This is a genomic window from Vibrio sp. PNB23_22_6 (assembly GCF_052877535.1).
Genome location: NZ_JBNFXP010000024.1, coordinates 35,259 through 58,630, shown reverse-complemented (window position 1 = coordinate 58,630; position 23,372 = coordinate 35,259). Strand labels below are relative to the sequence as shown.

Below are 23,372 nucleotides of genomic sequence, written 5' to 3'. Positions count from 1 at the left end.
CCTGGGAGTATTTAGCAAGGTGTGAGAATAGGAAAAACTCTAAGTTAGAGTGCCACTAATCCAGGGAGGGTTACACCGCCATGATGTTACCTCCATGTGTTATTTAGTAGCTATTATATTAGCTTTTTCTACATTAACAAAGGCTAATTCTCCGGGTGCTAATTCACTTGCATATGATGTGGAAGTAAATTATTGACAAGTATCTTATTTTAGCTTTCAGTTATTGAGAGAAGCTTAGGTGCGTAGTAGTGTCGCCTCTGTAAATTCACCAAGGTAACGATTAACAATATCGTTACCTTGGTGAATGTTTGCTTATTTGATAATCCTTATAGTTGTTGTGATTTATAAATGGAAATTTTAACGTGTAGCCTTTTTGAGCTAGCAGAGTGTGTTGTAAACAATAACAATAAAGCGTATTTGGATCGGTACCCCGATCTTTCTTTCGACTTTGAACAGCAAGAACAACTTGCTACTTACCTCATCAAAGGAGGTTTGGTGAGGCGTGTCATCAAATGTAACCGCTCTTTCACTGCTGTTAGAGGTAAACTTCACTTCGAGCACGAGATCGGAGAGCGCGAGATACTTGATTTTAAACCTGGGTTTTATGTAACGGATTCAAAAAACGTGGGGAGTGATAGTAGACATCAGCACCTTTATGATCGTGATGGTAATGCACTGACAGTTGTGAAAGTGACGGGATATAAAGACCTGCCGTTTGATACATATAACAGAGTCGAGGAAATAGTCAGTCTAGGGCATGTGGTTGAAGACGATGATTTCGAAAGCATGAAGCTGTATCGTCATGATGTCGATAATTTTTTTGGTGTTGAAACTTCATATACTCGCAATGTTAGCGAACAGCCTAATCAAAGTCTTGAAGGGACTAGTTCACTTTTAAACATGCTCCAAGAGCAAGTTGGGGCTAATAGCAAACCTCAAGCCATTGAGGTGGCTATCGCGTTTGGTAAAGAACAGGAAAAAGAAACCACGTACCAGGAGAAGTCACCATTTTACGCAGCCTTAAAAAGTGAGATGCGAAAAGCTGAATTACGGGGTATTGAGACAACAAGCCTTAATGAGTTGGAAGCTCGGATAAAAAATCGTCATCCAGGGCTAAAATCACGTCAGCCGAGAGTAATTGCGCAAACGTTACTAGAGGTTACTTAAACAATATGAATATATGATTTCAAACCCGCCAATTGTGCGGGTTTTTTATTTTTAGGTCATTTTGTATCCATCTCAAGTCATGAGTCAAAGCTCTTGAATTGGTCGATTTTACTTAGAGCTGTCAACAATTGAGCCCATATACGGAAAGGGGTTGAGTGAAGTTGCTAACGCTGGGTTGTCAACAGCTAGTATTGATTGACAATTTCTTTTCTTGTCACTATCTGCCCGTCCGGACAGCACTCTACCGTATTGTAAATATTGAACACATTTAACCAATGCAGTGAACAACGAAATAAATAATTTTGAAACGATGGATCAATAAGAAGGATTCTTTTATGAATTTTAGCTCAGGAAGTACTCTCACGAAGACTAAGGGTTTGAGCGATATGGCTTACGCGGAGCTTTTAGAGCAAGTGCGTAAGCCAGTAAAGTTGACGATGACTTCTCTTCAGTATCAAGAGTTGTCTGTTCAGAACCGTGGTGAGGTGAAGAAAGAACAGCAGTACTTTATTACTAGCCCAGCTCGTTCTCGCAGCGACAATGCAGTAAAGCGTGCTGGCTTGACTGCCATTGTACTGGATTTAGATGCGCCAGAGATGGATATCAACGGTGTGGCAAAGACGTTGCGTGATGTAAATATTCAGTCCTTCTGTATTTACACTTCATTGAGTCACACGGTGCTAAAGCCACGTTTTCGTGTTGTTATTCCATTGTCTGAAATCGCGCAGCCTGAACGTTGGACAATCGTAACCAACTACCTGAACGATGTGCTGTTTCTAGATTCTGATGAATGCAGCAAAACTTTGGCGCAAGCGTGGCTGCTTCCTGTTGTCACCGTAGACGGCGATTATGATCACTTGATTGTGGACGAAGGCACGCCGCTGAAAATTACGGATGAAAGCCACCCGCTCGTTTCTGACGCTGTGGATTTCGATTCATTGAAGCAGGCATCGGAGGCCGCACAACCTGCTTCATCACGAGCCATTCATCTAGGTGAAGGAGAATTGAGCCCGATTGAGGCCTACAATCAAAAGTTTGCTCTACGTGATGTGATGGTGCGCTATGGCTACAAATTTACCTCTAAGTTGCGTGCTATCCATCCTAACAGTCAAAGTGGTTCTGCTGGTGTATACCTGTTCCCTGACAGTGAACGAGCTTTTTCCCATCATGGAAGTGACACGTTACATGGTAAGTCATTTGACGCATTTGACTTGTTTGTGGAGTTTGAACATCAAGGCAATTTTAAGGGGGCGCTTCTGGATGCGAGCAATACCATTTTCACTAGCGAGGGTGTAAGCATTAGTGAGCACAATCGTGCTTTGTTCAAGAGCAAAAAGCAGTACTCCGCGGTACAGAATATTGACTTAGAGTTACTTATTGGTCAACAAACGACAGAGACGCATACTTGTGCTGTATTGCACAACGAAAAATATGATATTGCGCCTCCGCCTGAACACTGTCTGGCGTTTAAAGGCCTTGGTAAGGACATTTTTGATTACATCATGAAAACAGCTATGTACCAACAGCCAACATTCGCTTTAGCTGCAGTACTGATGATTTTCTCTATGCTGAGTGGTGGACGATTGGTGGGAACACAAACGCGTGTTCGCTCAAACATGATGTTTATCTGCGCTGGTGAGACGGGTTGTGGCAAGCAGCACCATATCAACAAAGTTGTAGAGGTACTTGGTTTGACTAATCCTAAATTTAATAAACAGGTACAGAATAAGTTTGCAAGTGGTCCGGCATTTTGGGGGTTCCTAGCTGATTGTCCAGAGGTTCTTCTTCTTGCTGATGAATGTGGTTTCTTATTTGACTCAATTAAGAACAACAAAGGTGACTATATGGCACAGCTCTATGACTGTTTTCTTCAGGGGTATTCTGCAAGTAGTTCGATTATGAAGCCGACGGTTTATGCTGATCGAGAGCGTAACAGTAGCAAGCTGATTGAGCATCCACATATTTGCCTAATGGGTTTTACAACTCCATGTACATTGGGTGGGGCTCTTACACATGAAGATTCTGCTACAGGATTATTACCACGTATTGCACTTTTCCCGGCAGTATTTGATGTACCAGAAAAGCAAATCTACAACCACTTGAAGCTTGACCCACAAGTATTGGAGGGTTTGAAACTGGTGGATAAATTTACGAATTGGCGGGGACATTTACCTTATAGCCGTAAACACCCTCTTCATGTTCCCACAACGGAAGAGGCGGAAGAATTATTGAATCAATTCGGTAAGGAGAATCGAGAAGCTATGCGTGTGGCAGAAAGTATGGAGCGTAGCTTATTGAACCGTGCAGAAGAAAACGCTCGCCGATTTGCTTTGTTGTACTGGATGGACTGTATCCCACCTACAGATGGGGCTGGTAAGTTCGAGCAAGACAACATGATTCAAGTGGAGCATGTTCACAAGGCAATTGACCTTGTTAAGTGGTCGAATGCATACATGTCGGAGTTTATGAGTTCACAGGCAGGTGCAACGGCTACCAGCAAAGAAGTTGACCGTATTGTATCAATGATTAGCCAAGCTAAATACTATGGTGAGACGCGAAAGGGGACCCTCTTTGACCGACACCGTGAGGCTTTGCTTAAAGGCTATATGCCTCATGCTGTTCTCGTTAAATTGGCGAAGAAGTCCTCCAAACATCTCAACGAGATTCTGGAAACGGCAGGCGCGATGGAAGCTATTGGCAAGTTCACCCATCCCGAAACCAAAAAACTTTATTACGGCGATTTGAAAAATGTTCGCACGGGAGAACAAGGAGAACAGAAGGGAACGCTTGTAGCTGAGGCGTGACTAGATTGAACCACTTAGACTCAAAATGTCGAACGTTCCCTTGTTCTCCTTAAACCTATTACCTATTAGTGAGTTAAATGACAATGCTAATCGTTGTTAGATTGAAAATTATCAGGGTATATAGAGAGAACAGGGGAACACAGTATTAAATTGTCCCGTAAGTACCGAGCTTAAAGGGCTCCGGCGTTCTCCCTTTAAGGAGAGAACATTAGGGAACACGAGGAACAACCGTTTCAATGGAAATGAACATGAAAAAATTTGTATTCCGCAACTTGTTGAATGAAAACGTTATCGTCAAAGGAAACTTGATTGCCAAGTACGAGATTAACCTGACAAATATGACGTATGATTATTCCGGGCGCTTGGATGCTGAGGAATTATTTGAATTGTGGTTAGAAGCCGCTCGCAATAAATACCCAGATGGTATGGTGGACATTGTGTGGCTAGTAACTGTTGAGGGACAGCGGTTTAAACCAGAGTTTGTTCCAGGGCAAGAGGGGGTGATAGGAGAGGACTGCTTTCTGTCGTATTTCACTCATCCCGTAAGCGAAGAAACAGGATTACTACTTGATTGGACTAACCTGTCAATAAAGCCCCAAGTTTGGGATGATGACAACCTAGAGGGGCTAGGTTTTATTGAGTACGCTACAGGATGGCAACCGAGTATCTTGCAGGCTCAGGTTAGCATTGATTTCTTAATTGAAGCTGCCAAGAAGAAAGTTGGGGCAGAATAGTAGAACAAAAGCGGCTTGCTGTTATCTAGCTGGCCGCTTTACGACATGAGCATTCGCCATACTAACTCGTATCTGACTCATTTGTGGACAAAACCTCGTTACGAACTTCATATTACAGCGTGAACTCGGATAACCTCAGCTACTATTAAAGTTCTCCAATCACCTACAAAGTCATTGCCAATTTGACTCATCCACTACAGTGAACACAAAGCAAGTTGAGTTAGCCTCAACAGAAGATGAACTAGCACGGACAAAACAAGCTTTGAAGGTTGTTGACCTATCTTCTAAGAAACTGATGGAAAAATAATTGCAAGTGCCTTTATGATCCTACTTGCAAAAAAGCCCCCCAAGAAACACCTACTAAAGAGGTCGATACCTAACCCTTTTCATGTGTGAGTATTGCTTTGACTAAGCTAGCTAATTTATATAAATTAGCTAACTTTATTGGGTTTGAGTGGTATTTTAGAACGGTTGCATATGGGTGAGCGAGAAATATACGAAAAAATTAGAGGTGCGTTGTCAAGCGCGCCAAGAAATCAATATACATCGGAACTTCATTTACAAATGATCAAATACGCTGATGAGTTGAGCAACATAACCGCGAAAGAGTTTTGCGAGGGTGTTGGCATCAAAAGCAGTTTTGGCACAGAGTTCAGTAAGATGAGAAATCTTACACTGAGGCTGAAAGCCGCGGGCCTTGACACGAACCTTATTTAAAAAATTATAAATCAAAGCAGTACACTAAATTATGAAACTATTTTACTCCACAGAACTTGGAAAACTATATTTAGGCGACTCACTTCAAGTCTTAGAGGAAGAAGAGCTTAACCAGTATCGAGGGAAAGTTAACCTTATAGTAACATCTCCTCCCTTTCCTTTGAATAATAAGAAGAAGTACGGAAATGAGATAGGTGAGGCTTACAAGGAGTGGTTTACCAAGTTGACCCCAATATTCAATGAATTATTAGCGGAAGATGGCTCATTAGTTATTGAAATTGGTAATGCCTGGGAACCAGAACGACCAGTTCAATCGACTCTTCATTTAGAATGTTTATTTGAAATGACCAAGCAGGAAGGATCTGATCTACGGCTAATTCAAGAGTTCATATGCTACAACCCAGCAAAATTACCGTCACCAGCGCAATGGGTTACTGTTAATCGGTGGAGAACCGTAGACAGCTATACACATGTATGGTGGTTAGCAAAAACAGACTACCCTAAAGCTGATAATTCTCGTGTACTACGTCCGTATAGCAAGAGTATGCAAAAGTTACTGGAGCGACAGTCGTACAATGCAGGAACAAGACCATCTGAGCATACGATTGGTGAAAAGAGCTTCTTAAAAGACAATGGTGGTAGCATTTCACACAACTTTTTTGAGTTAGAACCTATTGACGACAACCGAGATGTTCGTTTACCACACAATGTAATGTCTTTCTCAAATGTATCGTCAAATGATTTCTTTATTCGAAAGTGTAAAGAATTGGGAGTAAAGCCACATCCAGCAAGAATGAACAAGGGTATAGTGAACTTTTTCATCGATTTTTTAACTGATGACAATGACTTAGTGTTTGATCCATTTGGCGGCAGCAACACCACTGGTTATTGTGCTGAGTTAAAAAATAGAAGATGGTTTGCAGTAGAAGCTGACGAAAAGTATGCAAATCAATCAGAAATTAGATTTTCAGATCCGCAGTTGACAAGGAATTAATATGGATTTAACCAGCTCATTATCAGTAGATATCTTGAAAGAAGGTAGAGATGACGATTTATTTGTCGGACGACCATTTTATCTATCTTATGATGTTGCTCGTATATTGGTGAGTGACGCATGGAAAGCTCAAGTTAAAGGTATTCCTTCAGGAGCTTTTTTGTTGGCATTTTATGATGGCGAAGATGGTGTTGAAGAGGCTGTGTTGTTGCGAGCTTTAAACCAGACGAAGTTACCTACAGATAATGATGTTATCTCATCAATGATTGAGTACTACAAAGATAATTTAGATATCTCTGGCAGAGCTGGTAGTAAGAAAAAAGGAAAACTAGATGAGTTTACTAGATATGAGTTTAGTTTTTCTGGTTTAGAGTGTCGTGTGCTAGGTGTTTTTTATCGCAATCAGGGTGGTCAAATTGAGTTCGGTGCAGATTTAGAAAATTTTTACTCAGCCAATAACTATAGCGTATACAAAGCATCAAATGATGTATTGGAATGTATTGTAAACCAAAGAGACGATGGTGGAGTTGCTGGGCAAAATTCATTCAAGATTGGTGATGTGCGATACTCTTCTAGCAAGCGCCATCAGCAAGAGGGCGGTGAGCAAGTACCTGTTTGGGTAAACCCAAAAGATTTTTTAGGTAAGCGTTCAGCTATGTTTGGTATGACACGTACAGGTAAGTCTAACACCGTTAAGAAGGTTATTGAAGCTACAGAAGAGATATCTCAAAAGGCAAAAACAAGACTTAGCTCCGCCCATGAAAATAGCAATGAGTACGATGCCGATGGCAATCCGTCTTTTCCTGTTGGACAGATTATTTTTGATGTAAACGGTGAGTATGCCAATGCCAACAGGCAGGACTCAGGAACTGCAATTTACGACCTTTACAAAAGTAAAGTAGAGCGTTATAGCGTGCTTGATAAAGAAGGCTTCAAGGTCATGAAGATCAATTTTTATCGAGAAGTTCAAACTGGCTTTGGGTTGATTTGTAGTTACTTTCAAGAGCAGTCGATATCGGGAGACTACGTAAATAACTTTGCTGCGGTAAACTTTGAAGAACCAGAAGATACAAATAAACATGGTTCTGCTTGGACTAGGTATAATCGGTTAAAAGCCGCATACCAGTGTTGTCTTAAGAAAGCAGGTTTTAAACCTGGGAGTTTAAAAACCATTTATTTCGAAGGAAATCAAGCTATTAACGGTTCAATCATTAAAGGTAAAGTGATAGATCCTAGTAAAGGTATTAGTTTAGATGAAGCTTGTTTATGGTTTGAAAAAATGTGGGAGCAGTATGACTCTCTAGTGTTCTTTAATGAATACTTAGCAAAAAAGGGTTATGAATGGGCTAATGATGATTTGAAATCAATGCTTGTTTTTTTAAGCAAGTTTAAGAATCCAGGCAAAAAAAATGAAGTCAGTGGGTACAAAAAACTTAATGTAAGACAGTTATTGAATTTGCATACAGAAGTTCTTGATGAGTCTTTTGAAACAGAAATACCTAAACTTCTGCGTAAAGGTAGTATCGTAATAGTTGATCTGTCTCAAGGTGATCCTGTTGTACAAAGATTGTTTTCTGAGCGTATTTGTCGTTCAACTTTCAACCAGTCAATGCAGCGCTTTATCCAGAACCTACCGAATAATTTTATACAGTTTTATTTCGAGGAAGCCCATAACTTGTTCCCTAAAAAGGACGACAAAGACTTAAGCCAGATCTACAACAGGGTTGCTAAAGAAGGTGCCAAGCTTCAAATCGGTATGATTTACGCAACTCAAGAAGTGAGTTCGATTAGCTCCAACATTCTGAAAAATACTCAAAACTGGTTTATTGCTCACTTGAATAATGTGGATGAGACAAAAGAGTTAGAAAAGTATTATGATTTCAAAGACTTTACAGCCTCATTGATTCGCTTCTCAGCTGGGAATGATAAAGGTTTTGTGCGAATGAAGACTTATTCAAATCCATTTGTTGTTCCTGTTCAGATTGACCGATTTTTGGCGAATAAGGGGTTGTAATGGGGTACGGTGCAAAACGGAATAGACCATATGAATGGGCTAGTAAGGCTCAGCACAGTCACGTAATAAACGATCCTGTGGTTAAAGCAGTGATGGAGCGCTGCAAGTTCCCTTCTTCTAACGAGGAAGCAGTTAGTGATGTACGAGATCTTTCATTCGAGTTACTAACTGGTGTATCCGCTGATATTTCGACAATAATCGCTGTTGATGGTGGATATTCAGAGGTTATTGTTAAAAAGAACTACCCAACATCAAAAGTTGCCTTTTTTCAGTTTGGTGGGCTGGAATTTAGTGTAAAAGACTTGGAAAAGCTTGGTGAAAGTCCATTTATCCACCCTAGAGAAATGGAAAAGTTCAAAAAGCTTGAACGTTTCAAGCTTGCTTTACCAACTAAAGCTGCATCTTTAGACGGTTTGTCGATTTTAGACTCTGTTAGAACAGCAATTATAGAGTTTCTGAATGCACCTAGAGGAGCATCCAGTTATATGGATACTTTGAAGTGGCTGATTTTTCATGAGTTTAAAAATGAAGGAGTCGATAAGGACGGATCTTTAGCGAGTAAAAAATTCACAAACTTACCTTCAAGAAGTGGTAAGGAATATAGTGGAGTTGTAATCAATAAAGCCTCTATTGATTCGAGTGGTTACTTTGAACATGATGGTGAAGTCTTTAATATAGTTGATGTTTTTCGCTTTCATGAAGTGGTTGATGATGAATTAGGCGCTAGTGGCATATTGGGATATCTCACAAACGTCATAGAACATCTAATTATTTTACACTGTATTCGACAAATTGTTGCAAAACGACCAAGTGTGCTAAAGCGCTACTTATTTATCAAAGATGGCCCTTTAGGTCTGTTTGGCCAAACAGCAAGGCTGCATGCTGATATGAGAGAGCTGTGCTGTTATATGATCCCTAAATATGGTTTGAAACTCGTTGGTTTAGAGAAATCTGGCTCTTTTGTTGAACATGCGGAAGAGATAACTATGGGAGAAAGTGCTGCTCTAGAATTAGGTCAAGTACTTCCTCTTCAAAATAACTATATCTACAAGCATATTTTACCAGGTCCATCCACTGAAGAAGAGTTGAATAAGCTCCGTCCTTATTCTGACACATCATACTACAGCGGTAAGCTTATCTATCGAAGTCAAAGCGATCGTACTTGGGTTATGACTTTACCTACAGCTAAAGCAGAAGATTATTATGATCTAAGTAGAAGCTCATTTAGTAACCTAGACGAGATATTAAGCACCGTTGATAAGCTGAAATGTGACATGTACGACAATGCAATTATTCCTATAGCATTGGCTAATCAGCTAGTTTCTCTGGCGAATCACCCAAGCTCTAGAATGCTAGAGAAATTCGCTAGTAACACGATGACGAAGGAATAGATGTTAGATTAATTAGTGCAACAGCTTGTTGCACTAATTAATCTAATGATGGTTTCTTGCCTTCTAAACACGTCTTGGGGCAAAGGTAAGCTATCACGCAAGTTGCGTGACGCAGCCTGCGTGATGGATTTGTAACGCTAAATGGGGCAAATCTGAGTTGGGCTAGTTAAGTCCTGCGTGTGTCACACCAAGCGATATTACTATGCAAACCTAAGAAACAAATCTTATGGCGAGTTGAAAACTCAGGCACAGTCTTGTACGATTCGTACCGCGTGACTGTGCTCACGGTAGAAAGCGCCCTTAGCTCAGCTGGATAGAGCACGTCCCTTCTAAGGATGTGGTCGCAGGTTCGAATCCTGCAGGGCGTGCCATTTATTTAGAAACCCCGATAGCTCAATGAGTTATCGGGGTTTTGTCGTTTTTGGCAATCATAGTCACGTTTATAGTCTAGTAAGCAATTTACTCAAACGTGCCTCAACTTAGTTGTGACAGAAACTAAGTTGTGTGATGTCACCCCTCCTTACCCTGAGCGATAGCACAATCGTTTTTCTATCATCTTGTTAGGCACTTCATGAATGGACCTAGATTCAGTTCTGTATGTTAATGAATTGCGTTAATGGTTATGCCGACTTCTCCTTGATATTGATTAACTTACATTGAATACCAACAGAATCTTCTCTATCAAATCGACGTTAGGGGCAAAATACTCTTATACAGAAGTAAAACGATCAAAACCTGTAAATGATACAAGTTGATACGGTACGTATTCATGGATAACTTTTGTTGTATAAAAATAGATGCATATCACATTTTGTGAAGTCACTTGAAAAAACAGAGAAATGTTTAAATTTGAGTGAAATTCTTCAAAGCTTGGATAGAAATTAAGGCTTTAGGTGCACATTATAGCTAGTGACGGTTGGGTAGCGCTTTATCTTTTTCTGAATTTTTAATTCAAATCTACAAGGAGGAAGTAGTGGTAAGTAAAGTAGTACTTTTAAAAATTGAAGACATTCTTCAAATGCTCAACGTTAGTCGCACGACATTTTGGCGTATACGCAAAGAGAACGACTTTCCTGAACTTCATCATGTGCTTGATCCACTTCGTCATCATTCACACAAAAACTGCCTTCAGGCATGACAGTGTCTAAAAACTGAATGGAGACATTGGAATAGGTAAGATAATCTACTAAATCATGTGGATTTGCAGAGTAAGTAAACCGCTCTGTCTCTAAACGCACATAGTTACGCAGAAATATCCGTGACGTAACCCACCCCTCATCGGATTTAGGATCAAAACGCCCAAAGCGGTTGAACGGGTCATACTCATGAAAAATATTAAAAAAGTACTGAGTACAACCTGTATTGTCACGACTAGGTTTCACCTTGCTTAACAATGGGTTTAAGCTTGTTCCTAGAAGATTACGGTTAACCAAATAGAGAAGGTGACTCTCATTCGATATCATCCATAAAGAATCGAGCCTTAATTCATTTTGTGTGAAACTATAAGATTTATCCGTGTCCTCATCAGTAATTCCTTTATCATAAAGGCTTGCTAACATGTCATGCATAGCCGCTGTACTTAAGGAATGGGCCAATACATGGACTTTCTGTTCACTGCTGCGTGTTGCTATAGCTTCTGTAAATTCTTTTGCTAGCTTTAATCTAACTCTTGGTCCATGCAGACCAGCATAAAGAAGAACATCCAAAATATGGGTAGTGAAAAATGTGTCTTTATCAATACGTGATTCAAGGGAGGCCATTTGCTGTATAAAAGAAGCGGGTAAATGTGCGTGGGTTTTAAAGTATGCACTGATTGGTTCATTTGCCTTTTTAATGCGTTCTTTTTCTGCATTAAAAATTTCGTCATAACCTATAGCAATAACCTTAACATGGTCTTCAAAATTGAGATCTTTCGCTGAGGGATAACGACTCAAAGCTATATTAGCTGCTTTTATAACTTTGTTTTTTGTGGCGCATAGCAGTATGCGTTCCCATACCGTGAGTTACTATGAGAATAGGATTGTTCATACATTCCTCCAGTCAAGTCAACAGAGTTGATGCTGTCGCTGGGAATGTGATTACTAATTCTGTTATCTATACACCAACGATGCATAAAGTTTAATATAGCATCAAACTTATAATGGGTAGGTATTTTTTGAAAATTAGTTGAGAAATACTCTCTCTACAAATATTAAAATTGGCTAAACGATTGAATAATATGGTAAATAATCGACTAAAATGATGGAAGACAATGAAAATAAAGTTGAAATTGTCTAGTGGCTTTTACTGGTATTGATTTTTATCAGTAAGTTATGGACGTGTCTTAATGTAACGATTTTTTGTGACAATGTTCTGAATGTAACTTTAAAACTCAAATTTTTGCACATCTGTCTGACTGTGCTATTTATTAATGATTAGTTGATTCAAGTACAGGCGCTGTATGTACAGAAGAGTTTCCTCGAAGAAATATCACCCTATCTACGACTTTATTAACTCAAACTTTTTTGTAACAGTTGTAGGAGGGTTTTTTCTATGGTTAGTATCAACTGGTTGGCAAGAAAATATTGAGGAACAAAAAGAAAAATCATTGAAATTACAACAAATATATCAACAAAGAATGATATTTATTGAAGATTTTTCTCAGAATTTTATTTATAAGGTTACCTTATTGCGAGATTATAAAGTTAGAGAGGCTTGGATATCGAAAAATGTTAAAAAAAATGAAAAATTTCATGACGGAAGAAGTTATAACGAAACGGTAAAATTATATGAGAAGTATCTAGATGCCTATCTAAAACAAACGTCAATGTCATCTTATAACGCTAAAATAATGGCCTTGTATTCAAACTCTAAGGTGGTTTCTCAGATGAAGTTGCTTGGCGATTACATTGATGAAATAATTTCAGCACATCCTGATGTTGCTGATAAAATTATAAAGAAAAATGTGAATGAAATTGAAATTATATATGGAGATATTTTGGGTGATATTATTTATATTACTTTAAAAGGAGAAATGGATGATAAGTAAGATTATTTACATTATATTAGTGTTTTTTCTTAGTTTTACTTTTATTGGATGTGGCACTTTTGGTGAAAAGGTTCCTCTTTACCCATATGAAGTCAGTTCTGATAATTCTGATAATTCTGATAATTCTGATGATTCTGATAATTCTGATAATTCTGATGAAATTAAGGAAGATATTTATGAATAAAAAATTTCATCTGATAGATAATAATTATGAATTCGACTGTTCAAAAAGAAAGGTAATGTTAGGATTTTTATCAACTTTTGGAATTACAGCTTGCAGTGGTCATAAATTTATCAGTTTTACAGCATTGATAGATCCTTACAAATGTACTTTTGGCAATATTCATACGCAAAGTAGAATAAATTATCGCTTTGAGAGGTTAGATTTAAAAGAGCAGCAAGGTCGAGAGCTATGCTGGGCGGCAGCGGTACAGTCCGTTTATTTATTTAAAGGAAAAAGAATTTCTCAAAAAAATGTGGTGACAAAAGTTAGAGGGACTGTTAATGAAAGAGGGTATGGAGCTGCATCCTTATCTGAAATATTAGATGCTTTTGGGGGGAATACATATTCATGGCATGTTAGTAATGGTGTTAGTGAAAGTATTGTATCAGACTTGATGTCAGGGAATGTATTATTGCTGGGGCTTCGTGGTGACGAATACTATGATGGTCATATTATTGTGGTCTATGGAGCAGAATACGCTTTTGGCTATGATGGTAGGGTGTATATTGAAGGTCTATGGATTTGGGACCCATCCGATGGGTTCTATGTGCTTAATGGGTGTAGTATTCTGGAAAATATAGAGTTTTCCTTACACCCTATAATAGCAGGTTAGTGTAATATAATTAAAGTGTCCATATATGATCAAATCAGCTTGAGGGTCAACGACGCCATAATTTGACTAATCGTTAGTTTCTAACAGGCATATCTAGTCCTATGACTTTATTTATAGCTTTGACATTTGCCATGATTTCTCCCACTTCAGCGTTGTAACATCTCAAGCTCAATTTACCGCAGGATAGTCCTTTATATCGAGACATTGCAGTCTCAGATATTGAGCGATAGTGGTAATCAGACTCAGATTTCCAGTCCGTTATTGTGCCGTTTTTAAGAGCCTCTACAGCTTCATTTCTGGGATGCCCATCTTCCCAAAGCGCCGCATTCTTTCGAGGCGGTATCAACGGAGTACAACCCTTATTTTTAAGAGTCTCATGGCAATTATTTGTATCATATGCTCCATCAGCAGATACGGTATGGATCTTTCTACGTAAAGGGTTGAGTAATGTTGGCAGCACTTCGCTATCGCCAACACTTACAAGACTAACTTCTGCACTAATGGCTTCATGAGTTTCTACATCAACTGCTAAGTGCAGTTTGCGCCAAGTTCTGCGTTTTTCGGCGCCGTGCTTTTTCACCTTCCATTCGCCCTCGCTAAAAACTTTGAGACCAGTCGAGTCAATGGCTATATGACGAATAGCTCCTCTGGATTTATTGCGATATTTGACCTGAACTGTCTTCGAGCGTTTGCTGGTACAGGTGTAGTCAGGGGACGTTAGTGGAACATCCAATAGCTCAAAGATAGAGTCGATAAAACCTTGAAGAGCACGCAATGGTAGAGAGAATATCCCCTTAATCATCAAGGCAGTTTCAATCGCTGTATCAGAATACTGGAAGCCTCTACCACGCTCACCATGATGGGTTTTGCATCGAGATAGCGTTTTGGTTCATCCTGCCTCCCATATAATGTGATATTAATGATGATGTTGGAATTATTAATTTTATCTTTGTTTAGAGAAATTACTTTTCTAACTTATTCACTAATTGACCATGCGCATGGGTAAAGTCTTCGGTGCCATAACTAATATCTGTATAATTGAAAACATCTTGATCAAAAGTGATATTAGCCCATCCATAGTCTGATGTTTCAATTATTTCCCCTGTCTCATGATTGATATGCTCGTTATCGAACCAAGTTACATCCAAATAGAGTCTGCGACCATCTACGAGAGTGATAACATTCCAGCTATGATTTGGCGAAGCCCACTCTTCTACTGAAGACACGTACTCAAGCTCTAGTACTTTTGCCATCACCTCACTTGAGTAACCTGAACAAACCGCATACCGTTTTCCTGGTGTGCGTGAAGGCTTAGCACCTTGATAGGCGCTGAAATTAGTCCAATCATACTCAATCTCATTACTTAGTTGCTTAGCAAAATTTATGACCTCAGCGTAAGCTGGGTCGTTTTCCAACAAATATTCAGCGAGTAACTTCATGTCATAACTGCTCTTAAAAGATCTATAGTTAGAATGAGTGCCACTGCCGGAGAGCTGTCCACCTGAATAGTAAGCGTTTTTACCCCATGTTTTACGCTGTCCTGCCCCTTGGTAACCTTGAGCAACGGTATAACTCGCTTCAAAACGTACCACGTTGCCATCTTCACTCCACCATGCTTTAAGGTGAGGTTCAAGTGCCCATAGAGGTTCCATACGTGATGGGGAGAATTGTTTGTTTGTTATCCAGTCACGTACTTCTTGAGGAAACTGACCAATATTGGCTCCGTAGTAAATAATTTCAGGCGGACTAATATCCCCCAACGCTGGTGTTTCTGCGACTTCGGCATCGGGTTCTTCAAACCGAGAGTTTTGTTCTGGAGAGTCAGGATCAATGTTGTAGGTCTCATTTTGTTGTGGTTGCGATATATAAGCCGGACCAACAGTTAGATCTTCACTAGAATCCAGATGTGTAGAAGGAGTTTGAGAAGGCAGCATAGTCACCATTTGTTGTGAGCAAGCAGTTAATCCAAATATATATAGTAGTGATGTAAATCTTTTTTTCATTACCAAAATCTCTAATAAAATAGGTGAACTTACCGTTCAGAATTGCAAAACGACTCACTCAATTTTCCTCTTGTTGATTTAATTGTAGGTAAAGGCAAATTATACGATGTCTTAATTTCAAGAGATTCAGTGAGAACCCGCCTAATACTGATACCCGCAGATTGCAGCGCATTGCGAAAAGTGCAGTCGGTATCCCAATAACAGATGACGCAAGTTTCGCGCACTTTATGCCGAGCTAAATGACAACGATAGCCAACTTGGCCTCTTGCTAAATATGCTCTCAGACTCTGAAATTATATCTACGATGGCAGAACTGCACTTAGAAGAATAAGGCAACAAGTGGCGTAGTCTATTAAGGGGAAACTTGGTTACGCCTTAGTGACATTAACGAGCGAAAACTCGGTATAAATTGAGTAGACAGTATCAACTGTAGTAATTTAAATTTTGATCATTTGTTATTGATTTTTAACGATAAGTTAGCCAGAGTTTAGCTTTGAGTAAGGTGATGAATAGGCGTTAGGAATCCTGCAGGGCGTGCCATTTATTTAGAAGCCCCGATAGCTCAATGAGCTATCGGGGTTTTGTCGTTTTTGGTCACCATACTTTTTAGCGTAACGTTCCCTACAACTTTTGCACTACCTTCTAGTCTTTGCAATCAATAGCACTTACTATGTGTTTAGTTTAATTGCAGTCTTACCTTTATGTCCTCAACTTCTAGTTTCTATAACCAAAATGCGAGCTCATTAGCGGAGCAATACAACTCGACAACATTCGAAAAAGTGCATGCGGAATGGTCAGCCTTTTGGCCTCATTCTGGCGACCGTGTCCTAGATGTTGGGGCGGGTTCTGGCCGAGATGCTAAGTGGATGTCAGTGCAAGGCTGTGAAGTCATTGCTATTGAGCCAGCCGCGGCTTTGCTGCAGCAAGGAAAGTCTTTGACGGGAGATGCTGTTACTTGGCTAGATGATGCGTTACCAGTACTTGAGAAGACGACGAATCTGGGACTGCGTTTTGACCTGATTTTGGTTAGCGCAGTCTGGATGCATCTTACAACCTCTCATCGTGAGCGTGCCTTTCGTAAGCTCTCCAACTTGCTAGCGCCCAACGGACGGTTGGTGATTAGTCTTCGTCATGGCGAGTTTACTGATGGGCGAAAAGCTTACCCAGTCTCCGTTCAAGAGTTAGAACAACTTTCAAAGAACAGTGCTCTTATGGTGAGGCACATATCTGACAGTGACGATCAGCTCAAACGAGATAATGTGTACTGGCAAACTGTCGTGATGTCTTTACCTGATGATGGCTCAGGTGACCTAAACAAAGTGCGTCATATCATTGTTAATGATTCAAAATCCGCCACTTATAAGTTAGCGTTACTGAGAACCTTATTGCGTATTGCTGACGCACACTCAGGAGCAGTGATTGATCGGACTGATGGCAGGGTTGCGATTCCTCTTGGGTTGGTTGGTCTGTATTGGATTCGTCAGTTTAAGCGTCTCATCGACAAAGAAAATATTCAGCAAAGTTCCAATGCATCAAAAGGGCTTGGTTTTATTAAGCCTGATGGTTGGGGGAAGCTTTTTCACTTGAGCCCTGATGATTTAGCGATTGGTACTGCTTTCTTTGGGGATGATGTAGTGGCTTTAGACAAAGCGATCAAAGACAGCTTAAAAACCATAAAAGACGGGCCAGTGACTTACACTTATCAAGGTGATAAATCGAACCCGTATTTCGAAATGGTTCGTTCCTCGAAGAAGCATAAAGACTCGATCGTTATTGATGGGACTTTTCTTGAAAGCTATGGCCAATTTGTTCTTGATGAGAGTTTGTGGGATTGCTTTAGGCTCTATCACTCTTGGATTGAGCCGCTGGTGGTTAACCAATGGATTCTTGAAATGCAGCGTTTCAGCTCAAACCAAGAACGAGGAATCACACTACAAACGTATCACGATTGTTTGGTTTGGATTGATAAAGACCACGACACTCGCACCGTGCGCAAGAGGGTAGAAGAATTGCGCTCTAGTCAATCTGAGATAATCAGTGTTTGGAGCGGTCGTAAGTTACGCAATGAATATCACGTCGATCATTGTTTGCCTTTTGCATATTGGCCGAACAATGATAAATGGAATCTTCTACCAACCTCTAAAACGGAAAATTTAAACAAGCGTGATCGGCTTCCTGCAGTGTCTCGATTGAATACCTCAAAGCAACGCATTTTGGATTGGTGGGAGTTGGCATGGGGTGAATCAGGCACCCTAAACCAGTCGTTTTTTACTGAAGCATCGTTGTCTTTACCTAACATCCCAGCCTCTTGTCAGGATTTTGAACAGGTATTTGAGGCTATGGGATTACAAATTCGTGGTGTGAAAAGCCGACTTTGTATTGCCGAGTGGTGATTGTTTAGCCGAAATATGTTCTTCCTCGATAATAGAATAGCCTCCAGTACGGAGGCTATTCTATCAGTGCTCAAGCTCCGCCTCTTTCACTGGCTCAGTTTCGGTTACTCTTACCTGTATGATGCGGTGGTTTCGTACGTGCAGTACCTCAAAGCGCCACTCTTGGTATACGACTATCTCTCCTTGTTTGGGTACTCGGCCAAGCAACCAGGTAAGCAAACCATTAAGTGTCTGGAAGCCTTCACTTTCTTCCCCTTCAATGTGACTAAGCGCGAGCTTGTGCTTCAGTTCATTGAGAGGGATTAATGCGTCCATTAGCCAACTGCCGTCTTTTTGTTTCTTCGCCCAAATTTGCTGGGGTGCCATGCCCAGTTCTCCCGCGATGGATTTCAGCAAATCATAGTGGGTCACCAAGCCTTGTACATCCCCATACTCATCAACGATAAAGACCATTTCGGTGCTGGTTTGCTGCATATGATTAAGCAATGGTAGGCCTTTCATGGATTCAGGGACAAAAAGTGGCCTTTTGACGAGCTTACCCAGACGAGTGATGGAGAGGTGATCGTATTCATCCAGCAGGGCTTTGGAGGAAATGGTGCCAATGATTTTGTCGAGCCCACCTTTGCATACCGGCCAAACGGAGTGTTGAGTTTGGCGCAAATGTTTGAGAATAGAGTCTATCGGTTGATCCACATCGAGAAAGTGAATGTCACATCTTGGTGTCATCAACGATAGAGCGAGGCGGTCATTCAGTAGCAGTAAATTTCTTATCATCAGTTGTTCTTGAGGCTCAATCGCACCGGATTCTGATCCTTCGCTGACTACGGCAAAGATATCTTCTTCTGTTACCGCCTCACTATTGCCATTTTGACCGAATAACATGAGCAAGGCGTCGGTGGAACGGGTCAGAAGTATCACAAATGGGGTGGTGAGCTTGGCTAGCCAATGAATAGGGTAGGCAACGATAATGGCGATGTGCTCAGCGTTGTTTTGGGCAAAGCGCTTCGGAACCAGCTCGCCAATGACAATCGCAAAGTAGGTAATGAGGATAACAACCGTAGAGGTGGCAAGCACGGTCGCGATTTCGCTCTCCAGCCCTTGGGCAACGAGCCAGTGCTCAAAAGGAACAGATAATGTGGCTTCTCCAAAGATCCCGCTAAGAATGCCTATCACAGTGATGCCGATTTGAATCGTAGAGAGAAATAGCGTTGGATTGTTTTTTAGTTGCAGGGCGAGACGAGCAGGCGAGCTGTGTTCAGCAATCTTTTTTAGGCGGCCACTTTTGGCGGTGACTAACGCAATTTCAGACATGGCAAACACGCCATTGAGCGCGATCAATCCAACGAGTAGTAAAATGTCCATGATTTTTCCAGTAATCTACACCTCATCAGCATAGCGAGGTTCGGGAATCAGAAACGTGAAGTCGCGAATACATCATCACGCTGCAACAATAGAATGCCTTATTAATAGGATAGAATTTGTTTATTGAATGTGGGGGATGAAGTGCAGAGGAATGGTTCTGTTACTTAGTACGGATTCTGATACACTACGCGCCCATTTCCTCTGTTGAGACGTTTCTATGCCATTTTCTAAGCTTGGTTTAAGCACACCAATCACTGATGCAGTGTTGGCGCTGGGTTATGAAAAACCGACTTCTATCCAACAAAAAGCCATTCCAATTGTTCTGCGTGGTAGCAATCTGATTGCGGCAGCGCAAACGGGCACCGGTAAAACGGCGAGCTTTGTATTGCCGATTTTAGAAAAACTCAGTAAAGGGGAAACGCAACGTAAAAAGCGTGCACGCGCGATCATCTTAACCCCAACGCGTGAGCTCGCACTTCAGGTTCATCAGAGCATTGAAGCGTACGGTAAGAACTTACCACTTCGTTCAATGGCGATGTTTGGTGGTGTGGATTACGCCCCGCAAAAACAAGCACTGATTGAAGGCGTTGATATTGTCGTAAGTACACCTGGTCGTTTGATTGACCTTTATGGCCAGCGCGCCATTCACTTTGATGAAGTGGAAATGCTGGTGCTGGATGAAGCGGACAAGATGCTGGATATGGGCTTCATCGATGCGATTGATAAGATCGTTGATTGTTTGCCTGAGGACGTGCAAAGTCTGCTGTTTTCTGCAACGTTATCGAATCCAGTTCGCGATTTGGCCAAGAACGCGATTGTCGACCCAGAAGAAATCACGATTGCTAAGCACAGCGCATCGAAATCAAACATCAAGCAATGGATCACCACCGTCGATAAAGACATGAAATCGTCGTTATTGAGCCACATGCTGACTCAGAACAACTGGTCGCAAGTGTTGGTGTTTATCGAAACTAAACACGGTGCGGCGAAGCTGGTTACTCAGCTAGAAAAGCGTGGCATTGTGGCAGAAGCCTTCCACAGTGGTCGCAACCAACGTGTTCGCCAAGAGTTGATTGAGCAATTTAAAGCGGGTGAAATTCAATACCTAGTGGCAACAGGCGTGGCGGCGCGCGGTATTGATATTGATAACTTACCAGTGGTCATCAACTACGATTTGCCTTTCCCTGCGGATGAATATGTACACCGTATTGGTCGTACCGGACGTGCTGGTGCGCAAGGTGAAGCCATTTCATTGGTATCAAAAGACGATTTCAAAAATCTATGCATGATTGAAAGCCGCCTTGGCCACCTGCTAGAGCGTGTGGAAATCGAAGGCTTTGCACCAAGAAAACCAGTACCGATTTCGATCCTGAACTACGTACCGAAGAACAAACGCAAGCCACAAGATCAGCGTTCTCGTCGCGACAACGATGAAAAGCCTAACGCGAACTAGTTCCGTGTGAATCCCTTTCGTTGAGATCTCAAATAAAAACAAGCCGCATTTCGATGCGGTTTTTTTATTTGCAATCTATCCCTTACTCTTAGCAATGGTTGCTGCGTAACAAGCTGGGAGCTTACGTATCCGAATTAACACCAATTTATGTGCGGACTTTTCGGTCACATTGATGAGTTCGGCAACGGTCTAACTGTGAGGCGACTGGGTATTTTGTTGATTTAGCAGCGGTTAACTATGAAAAAATTGTCATTGTGTCTTACGCTGTAGAAAGAATGTGCGGAAAGTTTGAGTTAATCTTTTGTCAATTTCTTGTCGTCTTGTTTGCCGATGATAGGGAATAGGCACAGACTTTCGCGCCTGCTATTAAACGCATAAACGAGGCATGAATGAAAACGGGTTATAAGCAATTTGCGGTAATAGGTCTGGGGCGTTTCGGCTTGGCTGTATGTAAAGAACTGCAAGATTCCGGCTCTCAAGTTTTAGCAGTAGACATTAACGAAGATCGAGTGAAAGAAGCCGCCAGTTTTGTGAGCCAAGCGCTCGTGGCTAACTGTACTCATGAAGAGACGGTTGCGGAACTAAAGCTGGATGATTATGACATGGTTATGATCGCCATTGGTGCTGATGTTAATGCCAGCATCCTCGCCACCTTGATTGCCAAAGAGGCAGGGGTGAAATCGGTTTGGGTGAAAGCCAATGATCGCTTTCAAGCCCGCGTTTTGCAGAAGATTGGCGCAGATCACATCATTATGCCAGAGCGTGATATGGGTATTCGAGTTGCGCGTAAAATGCTTGATCAACGTGTATTGGAATTTCACCCACTAGGCAGTGGACTCGCCATGACAGAGTTTGTGATTGGCTCACGGTGGATGGGAAAAACGTTAGGCGAATTGGCGCTGTTTAAAGAGGAAGGTGTACAGGTGCTGGGCTTTAAACGTGGTCCAGAAATTACCAAAGCGCCAGAATTGAGTACGATGCTTGAAATCGGCGACTTGATCATCGTGGTTGGCCCACAAGACAAATTAGCGAGCAAGCTGCGATCATTATGAAGCACTTTTATCAGAGAGGTGTCTTTTACGTCCCAGAGAGCAAACGAGATAAAGCGAAAGGCAGCGAGCCGCGCATTATATTGCTGAGTTTTCTTGGTGTGCTATTACCATCGGCGGTGCTGTTGACATTGCCCGTATTCTCCGTGACTGGGTTGTCCATGACGGATGCGCTATTTACCGCAACCTCTGCGATCAGTGTGACGGGGTTAGGTGTTGTCGATACGGGACAGCACTTTACGTTGGCGGGCAAAATTTTGCTAATGTGCTTGATGCAAATTGGTGGATTGGGCCAAATGACGTTATCTGCGGTTTTGCTCTATATGTTTGGAGTACGTCTAAGTTTGCGTCAACAAGGTCTGGCGAAAGAAGCGTTAGGGCAAGATCGCCAAGTTAACTTACGTCGATTGGTAAAAAGTATCGTTACCTTTGCTTTGGTGGCTGAGATGATAGGCTTCCTCTTTCTTTCATTCCGCTGGGTTCCAGAAATGGGATGGCAGACGGGGATGTTCTACGCGCTTTTCCACTCTATCTCGGCGTTTAACAATGCAGGGTTTGCACTGTTTTCTGACAATATGATGAGCTTTGTGAATGACCCTGTGGTTATCTTCACACTTGCGGGGCTGTTTATCTTCGGTGGCTTAGGCTTTACCGTTATTGGTGATTTGTGGCTGCATTGGCGTCGTGGCTTTCACTTTTTGCAATTACACACAAAGATTATGCTGATCGCGACACCAGTGCTGCTTATTGTTGGTACGCTATTGTTCTGGCTTCTGGAAAGACATAATCCCAACACGATGGAATCTCTACCGATAGCAGGGAAATGGTTAGCGGCGTTTTTTCAATCAGCAAGTGCACGTACTGCGGGCTTTAATAGCGTAGATCTTGCACAGTTCACTCAACCAGCCTTGCTGGTGATGATTGTGCTCATGTTGATTGGCGCAGGCTCAACCTCAACCGGCGGTGGTATCAAGGTCTCTACTTTTGCTGTTGCGTTTATAGCGACGTGGGCATTTCTTCGCCAGAAGAAACACGTGGTGATCTTCAAACGTACCGTGAACTGGTCAACGGTGACTAAATCGCTGGCGATCATTGTTGTCAGTGGCGCGATTCTTACCACCGCGATGTTTTTGCTGATGATCACCGAAAAGGCCGCTTTTGATAAAGTGATGTTTGAAACTATATCGGCATTTGCCACAGTAGGGTTAACGGCGGGGTTAACTGCAGAGTTGTCGGAGCCCGGTAAATACATCATGATTGTGGTGATGATCATCGGACGTATCGGGCCTCTCACGCTTGCTTACATGCTAGCTCGTCCTGAACCGACGTTGATCAAGTACCCAGAGGACAATGTGCTAACTGGTTAATCTTTTTAACAACACAATGATCTTTTATTAGTAATGCGAGTTTCTCTACGCGTAAAGAGT

Annotated in this window: 17 protein-coding genes, 1 tRNA gene and 1 pseudogene; 15 read left to right on the top strand and 4 right to left on the bottom strand. The window is 41.5% G+C overall.

The genetic code is table 11. From position 1 onward, the window contains the following. The first annotated feature begins 348 nt into the window (after positions 1-348). The 8 genes from ACVA54_RS16430 (at position 349) to ACVA54_RS16395 (ending at position 10,192) form a co-directional block, all read left to right on the top strand. Positions 349-1,167 carry a hypothetical protein gene (locus ACVA54_RS16430; RefSeq protein ID WP_446645858.1) on the top strand — a complete coding sequence of 273 codons (819 nt, stop codon included), beginning with the start codon at positions 349-351 and terminating at the stop codon, positions 1,165-1,167. A 335-nt stretch (positions 1,168-1,502) separates the two neighbouring features. After that, a complete protein-coding gene (locus ACVA54_RS16425) occupies positions 1,503-3,971 on the top strand; it encodes a DUF3987 domain-containing protein (protein WP_446649758.1) in 2,469 nt (822 codons plus the stop codon). Between the two features lie 248 nt (positions 3,972-4,219). Beyond that, on the top strand, positions 4,220-4,705 hold the full coding sequence (locus tag ACVA54_RS16420; RefSeq protein ID WP_446609190.1) for a hypothetical protein: 486 nt from the start codon (positions 4,220-4,222) through the stop codon (positions 4,703-4,705). 477 nt (positions 4,706-5,182) lie between these two features. Next, complete coding sequence (locus ACVA54_RS16415) at positions 5,183-5,422, top strand: HTH-like domain-containing protein (protein ID WP_446649757.1); 240 nt, start codon at positions 5,183-5,185, stop codon at positions 5,420-5,422. A 31-nt stretch (positions 5,423-5,453) separates the two neighbouring features. Then, positions 5,454-6,416 (top strand): site-specific DNA-methyltransferase, encoded by a 963-nt coding sequence (locus tag ACVA54_RS16410; protein WP_263231500.1) that lies wholly within the window; start codon positions 5,454-5,456, stop codon positions 6,414-6,416. A gap of 1 nt (position 6,417) precedes the next feature. After that, the gene (locus ACVA54_RS16405; RefSeq protein WP_446649756.1) at positions 6,418-8,430 is read left to right on the top strand and encodes an ATP-binding protein; all 2,013 of its coding nucleotides are present in this window, start codon (positions 6,418-6,420) and stop codon (positions 8,428-8,430) included. Then, entirely contained in the window at positions 8,430-9,821 is a 1,392-nt protein-coding gene (locus ACVA54_RS16400) for a hypothetical protein (RefSeq protein ID WP_446649755.1), read from the top strand. The genes ACVA54_RS16405 and ACVA54_RS16400 overlap by 1 nt, the downstream gene beginning before the upstream one ends. Before the next feature lie 294 nt (positions 9,822-10,115). After that, positions 10,116-10,192: transfer RNA gene (locus ACVA54_RS16395), tRNA-Arg, on the top strand. Positions 10,193-10,849: 657 nt separating this feature from the next. Here ACVA54_RS16395 and ACVA54_RS16390 read toward each other — a convergent pair. After that, positions 10,850-11,755 (bottom strand): hypothetical protein, encoded by a 906-nt coding sequence (locus tag ACVA54_RS16390; RefSeq protein ID WP_446649754.1) that lies wholly within the window; start codon positions 11,753-11,755, stop codon positions 10,850-10,852. A 506-nt stretch (positions 11,756-12,261) separates the two neighbouring features. Here ACVA54_RS16390 and ACVA54_RS16385 point away from each other — a divergent pair. The 3 genes from ACVA54_RS16385 to ACVA54_RS16375 are packed head-to-tail and all read left to right on the top strand — an operon-like array spanning position 12,262 to position 13,685. Next, complete coding sequence (locus tag ACVA54_RS16385) at positions 12,262-12,849, top strand: hypothetical protein (RefSeq protein ID WP_446619920.1); 588 nt, start codon at positions 12,262-12,264, stop codon at positions 12,847-12,849. Then, positions 12,839-13,033 carry a hypothetical protein gene (locus tag ACVA54_RS16380; protein ID WP_446649753.1) on the top strand — a complete coding sequence of 65 codons (195 nt, stop codon included), beginning with the start codon at positions 12,839-12,841 and terminating at the stop codon, positions 13,031-13,033. The genes ACVA54_RS16385 and ACVA54_RS16380 overlap by 11 nt, the downstream gene beginning before the upstream one ends. Continuing rightward, positions 13,026-13,685: a hypothetical protein gene (locus ACVA54_RS16375; RefSeq protein WP_446580827.1), complete on the top strand. Its 660-nt coding sequence runs from the start codon at positions 13,026-13,028 to the stop codon at positions 13,683-13,685. The genes ACVA54_RS16380 and ACVA54_RS16375 overlap by 8 nt, the downstream gene beginning before the upstream one ends. Positions 13,686-13,758: 73 nt before the next feature. Here the strand turns inward: ACVA54_RS16375 and ACVA54_RS16370 are convergent. Then, a pseudogene (locus ACVA54_RS16370) lies at positions 13,759-14,556 on the bottom strand (IS5 family transposase); the annotation flags it as partial. A gap of 91 nt (positions 14,557-14,647) precedes the next feature. Further along, complete coding sequence (locus tag ACVA54_RS16365; RefSeq protein ID WP_446580825.1) at positions 14,648-15,688, bottom strand: hypothetical protein; 1,041 nt, start codon at positions 15,686-15,688, stop codon at positions 14,648-14,650. A 701-nt stretch (positions 15,689-16,389) separates the two neighbouring features. On the opposite strand from ACVA54_RS16365, the gene ACVA54_RS16360 reads away from it, so the two are divergent. Then, positions 16,390-18,081: a methyltransferase domain-containing protein gene (locus tag ACVA54_RS16360; RefSeq protein WP_446649752.1), complete on the top strand. Its 1,692-nt coding sequence runs from the start codon at positions 16,390-16,392 to the stop codon at positions 18,079-18,081. Between the two features lie 63 nt (positions 18,082-18,144). On the opposite strand, the gene ACVA54_RS16355 is transcribed toward ACVA54_RS16360, so the two are convergent. Beyond that, entirely contained in the window at positions 18,145-19,443 is a 1,299-nt protein-coding gene (locus tag ACVA54_RS16355) for a hemolysin family protein (protein WP_099080343.1), read from the bottom strand. A gap of 217 nt (positions 19,444-19,660) precedes the next feature. Here ACVA54_RS16355 and ACVA54_RS16350 point away from each other — a divergent pair, with 217 nt between their 5' ends. The 3 genes from ACVA54_RS16350 (at position 19,661) to ACVA54_RS16340 (ending at position 23,312) form a co-directional block, all read left to right on the top strand. Continuing rightward, positions 19,661-20,896 carry a DEAD/DEAH box helicase gene (locus tag ACVA54_RS16350; protein ID WP_099080342.1) on the top strand — a complete coding sequence of 412 codons (1,236 nt, stop codon included), beginning with the start codon at positions 19,661-19,663 and terminating at the stop codon, positions 20,894-20,896. Positions 20,897-21,285: 389 nt separating this feature from the next. After that, positions 21,286-21,948: a potassium channel family protein gene (locus tag ACVA54_RS16345; RefSeq protein ID WP_119463663.1), complete on the top strand. Its 663-nt coding sequence runs from the start codon at positions 21,286-21,288 to the stop codon at positions 21,946-21,948. Beyond that, positions 21,945-23,312, top strand: a complete 1,368-nt coding sequence (locus ACVA54_RS16340; protein WP_446596587.1) for a TrkH family potassium uptake protein — start codon at positions 21,945-21,947, stop codon at positions 23,310-23,312. Before ACVA54_RS16345 ends, ACVA54_RS16340 begins: the two co-directional genes overlap by 4 nt. Positions 23,313-23,372 lie beyond the last annotated feature (60 nt).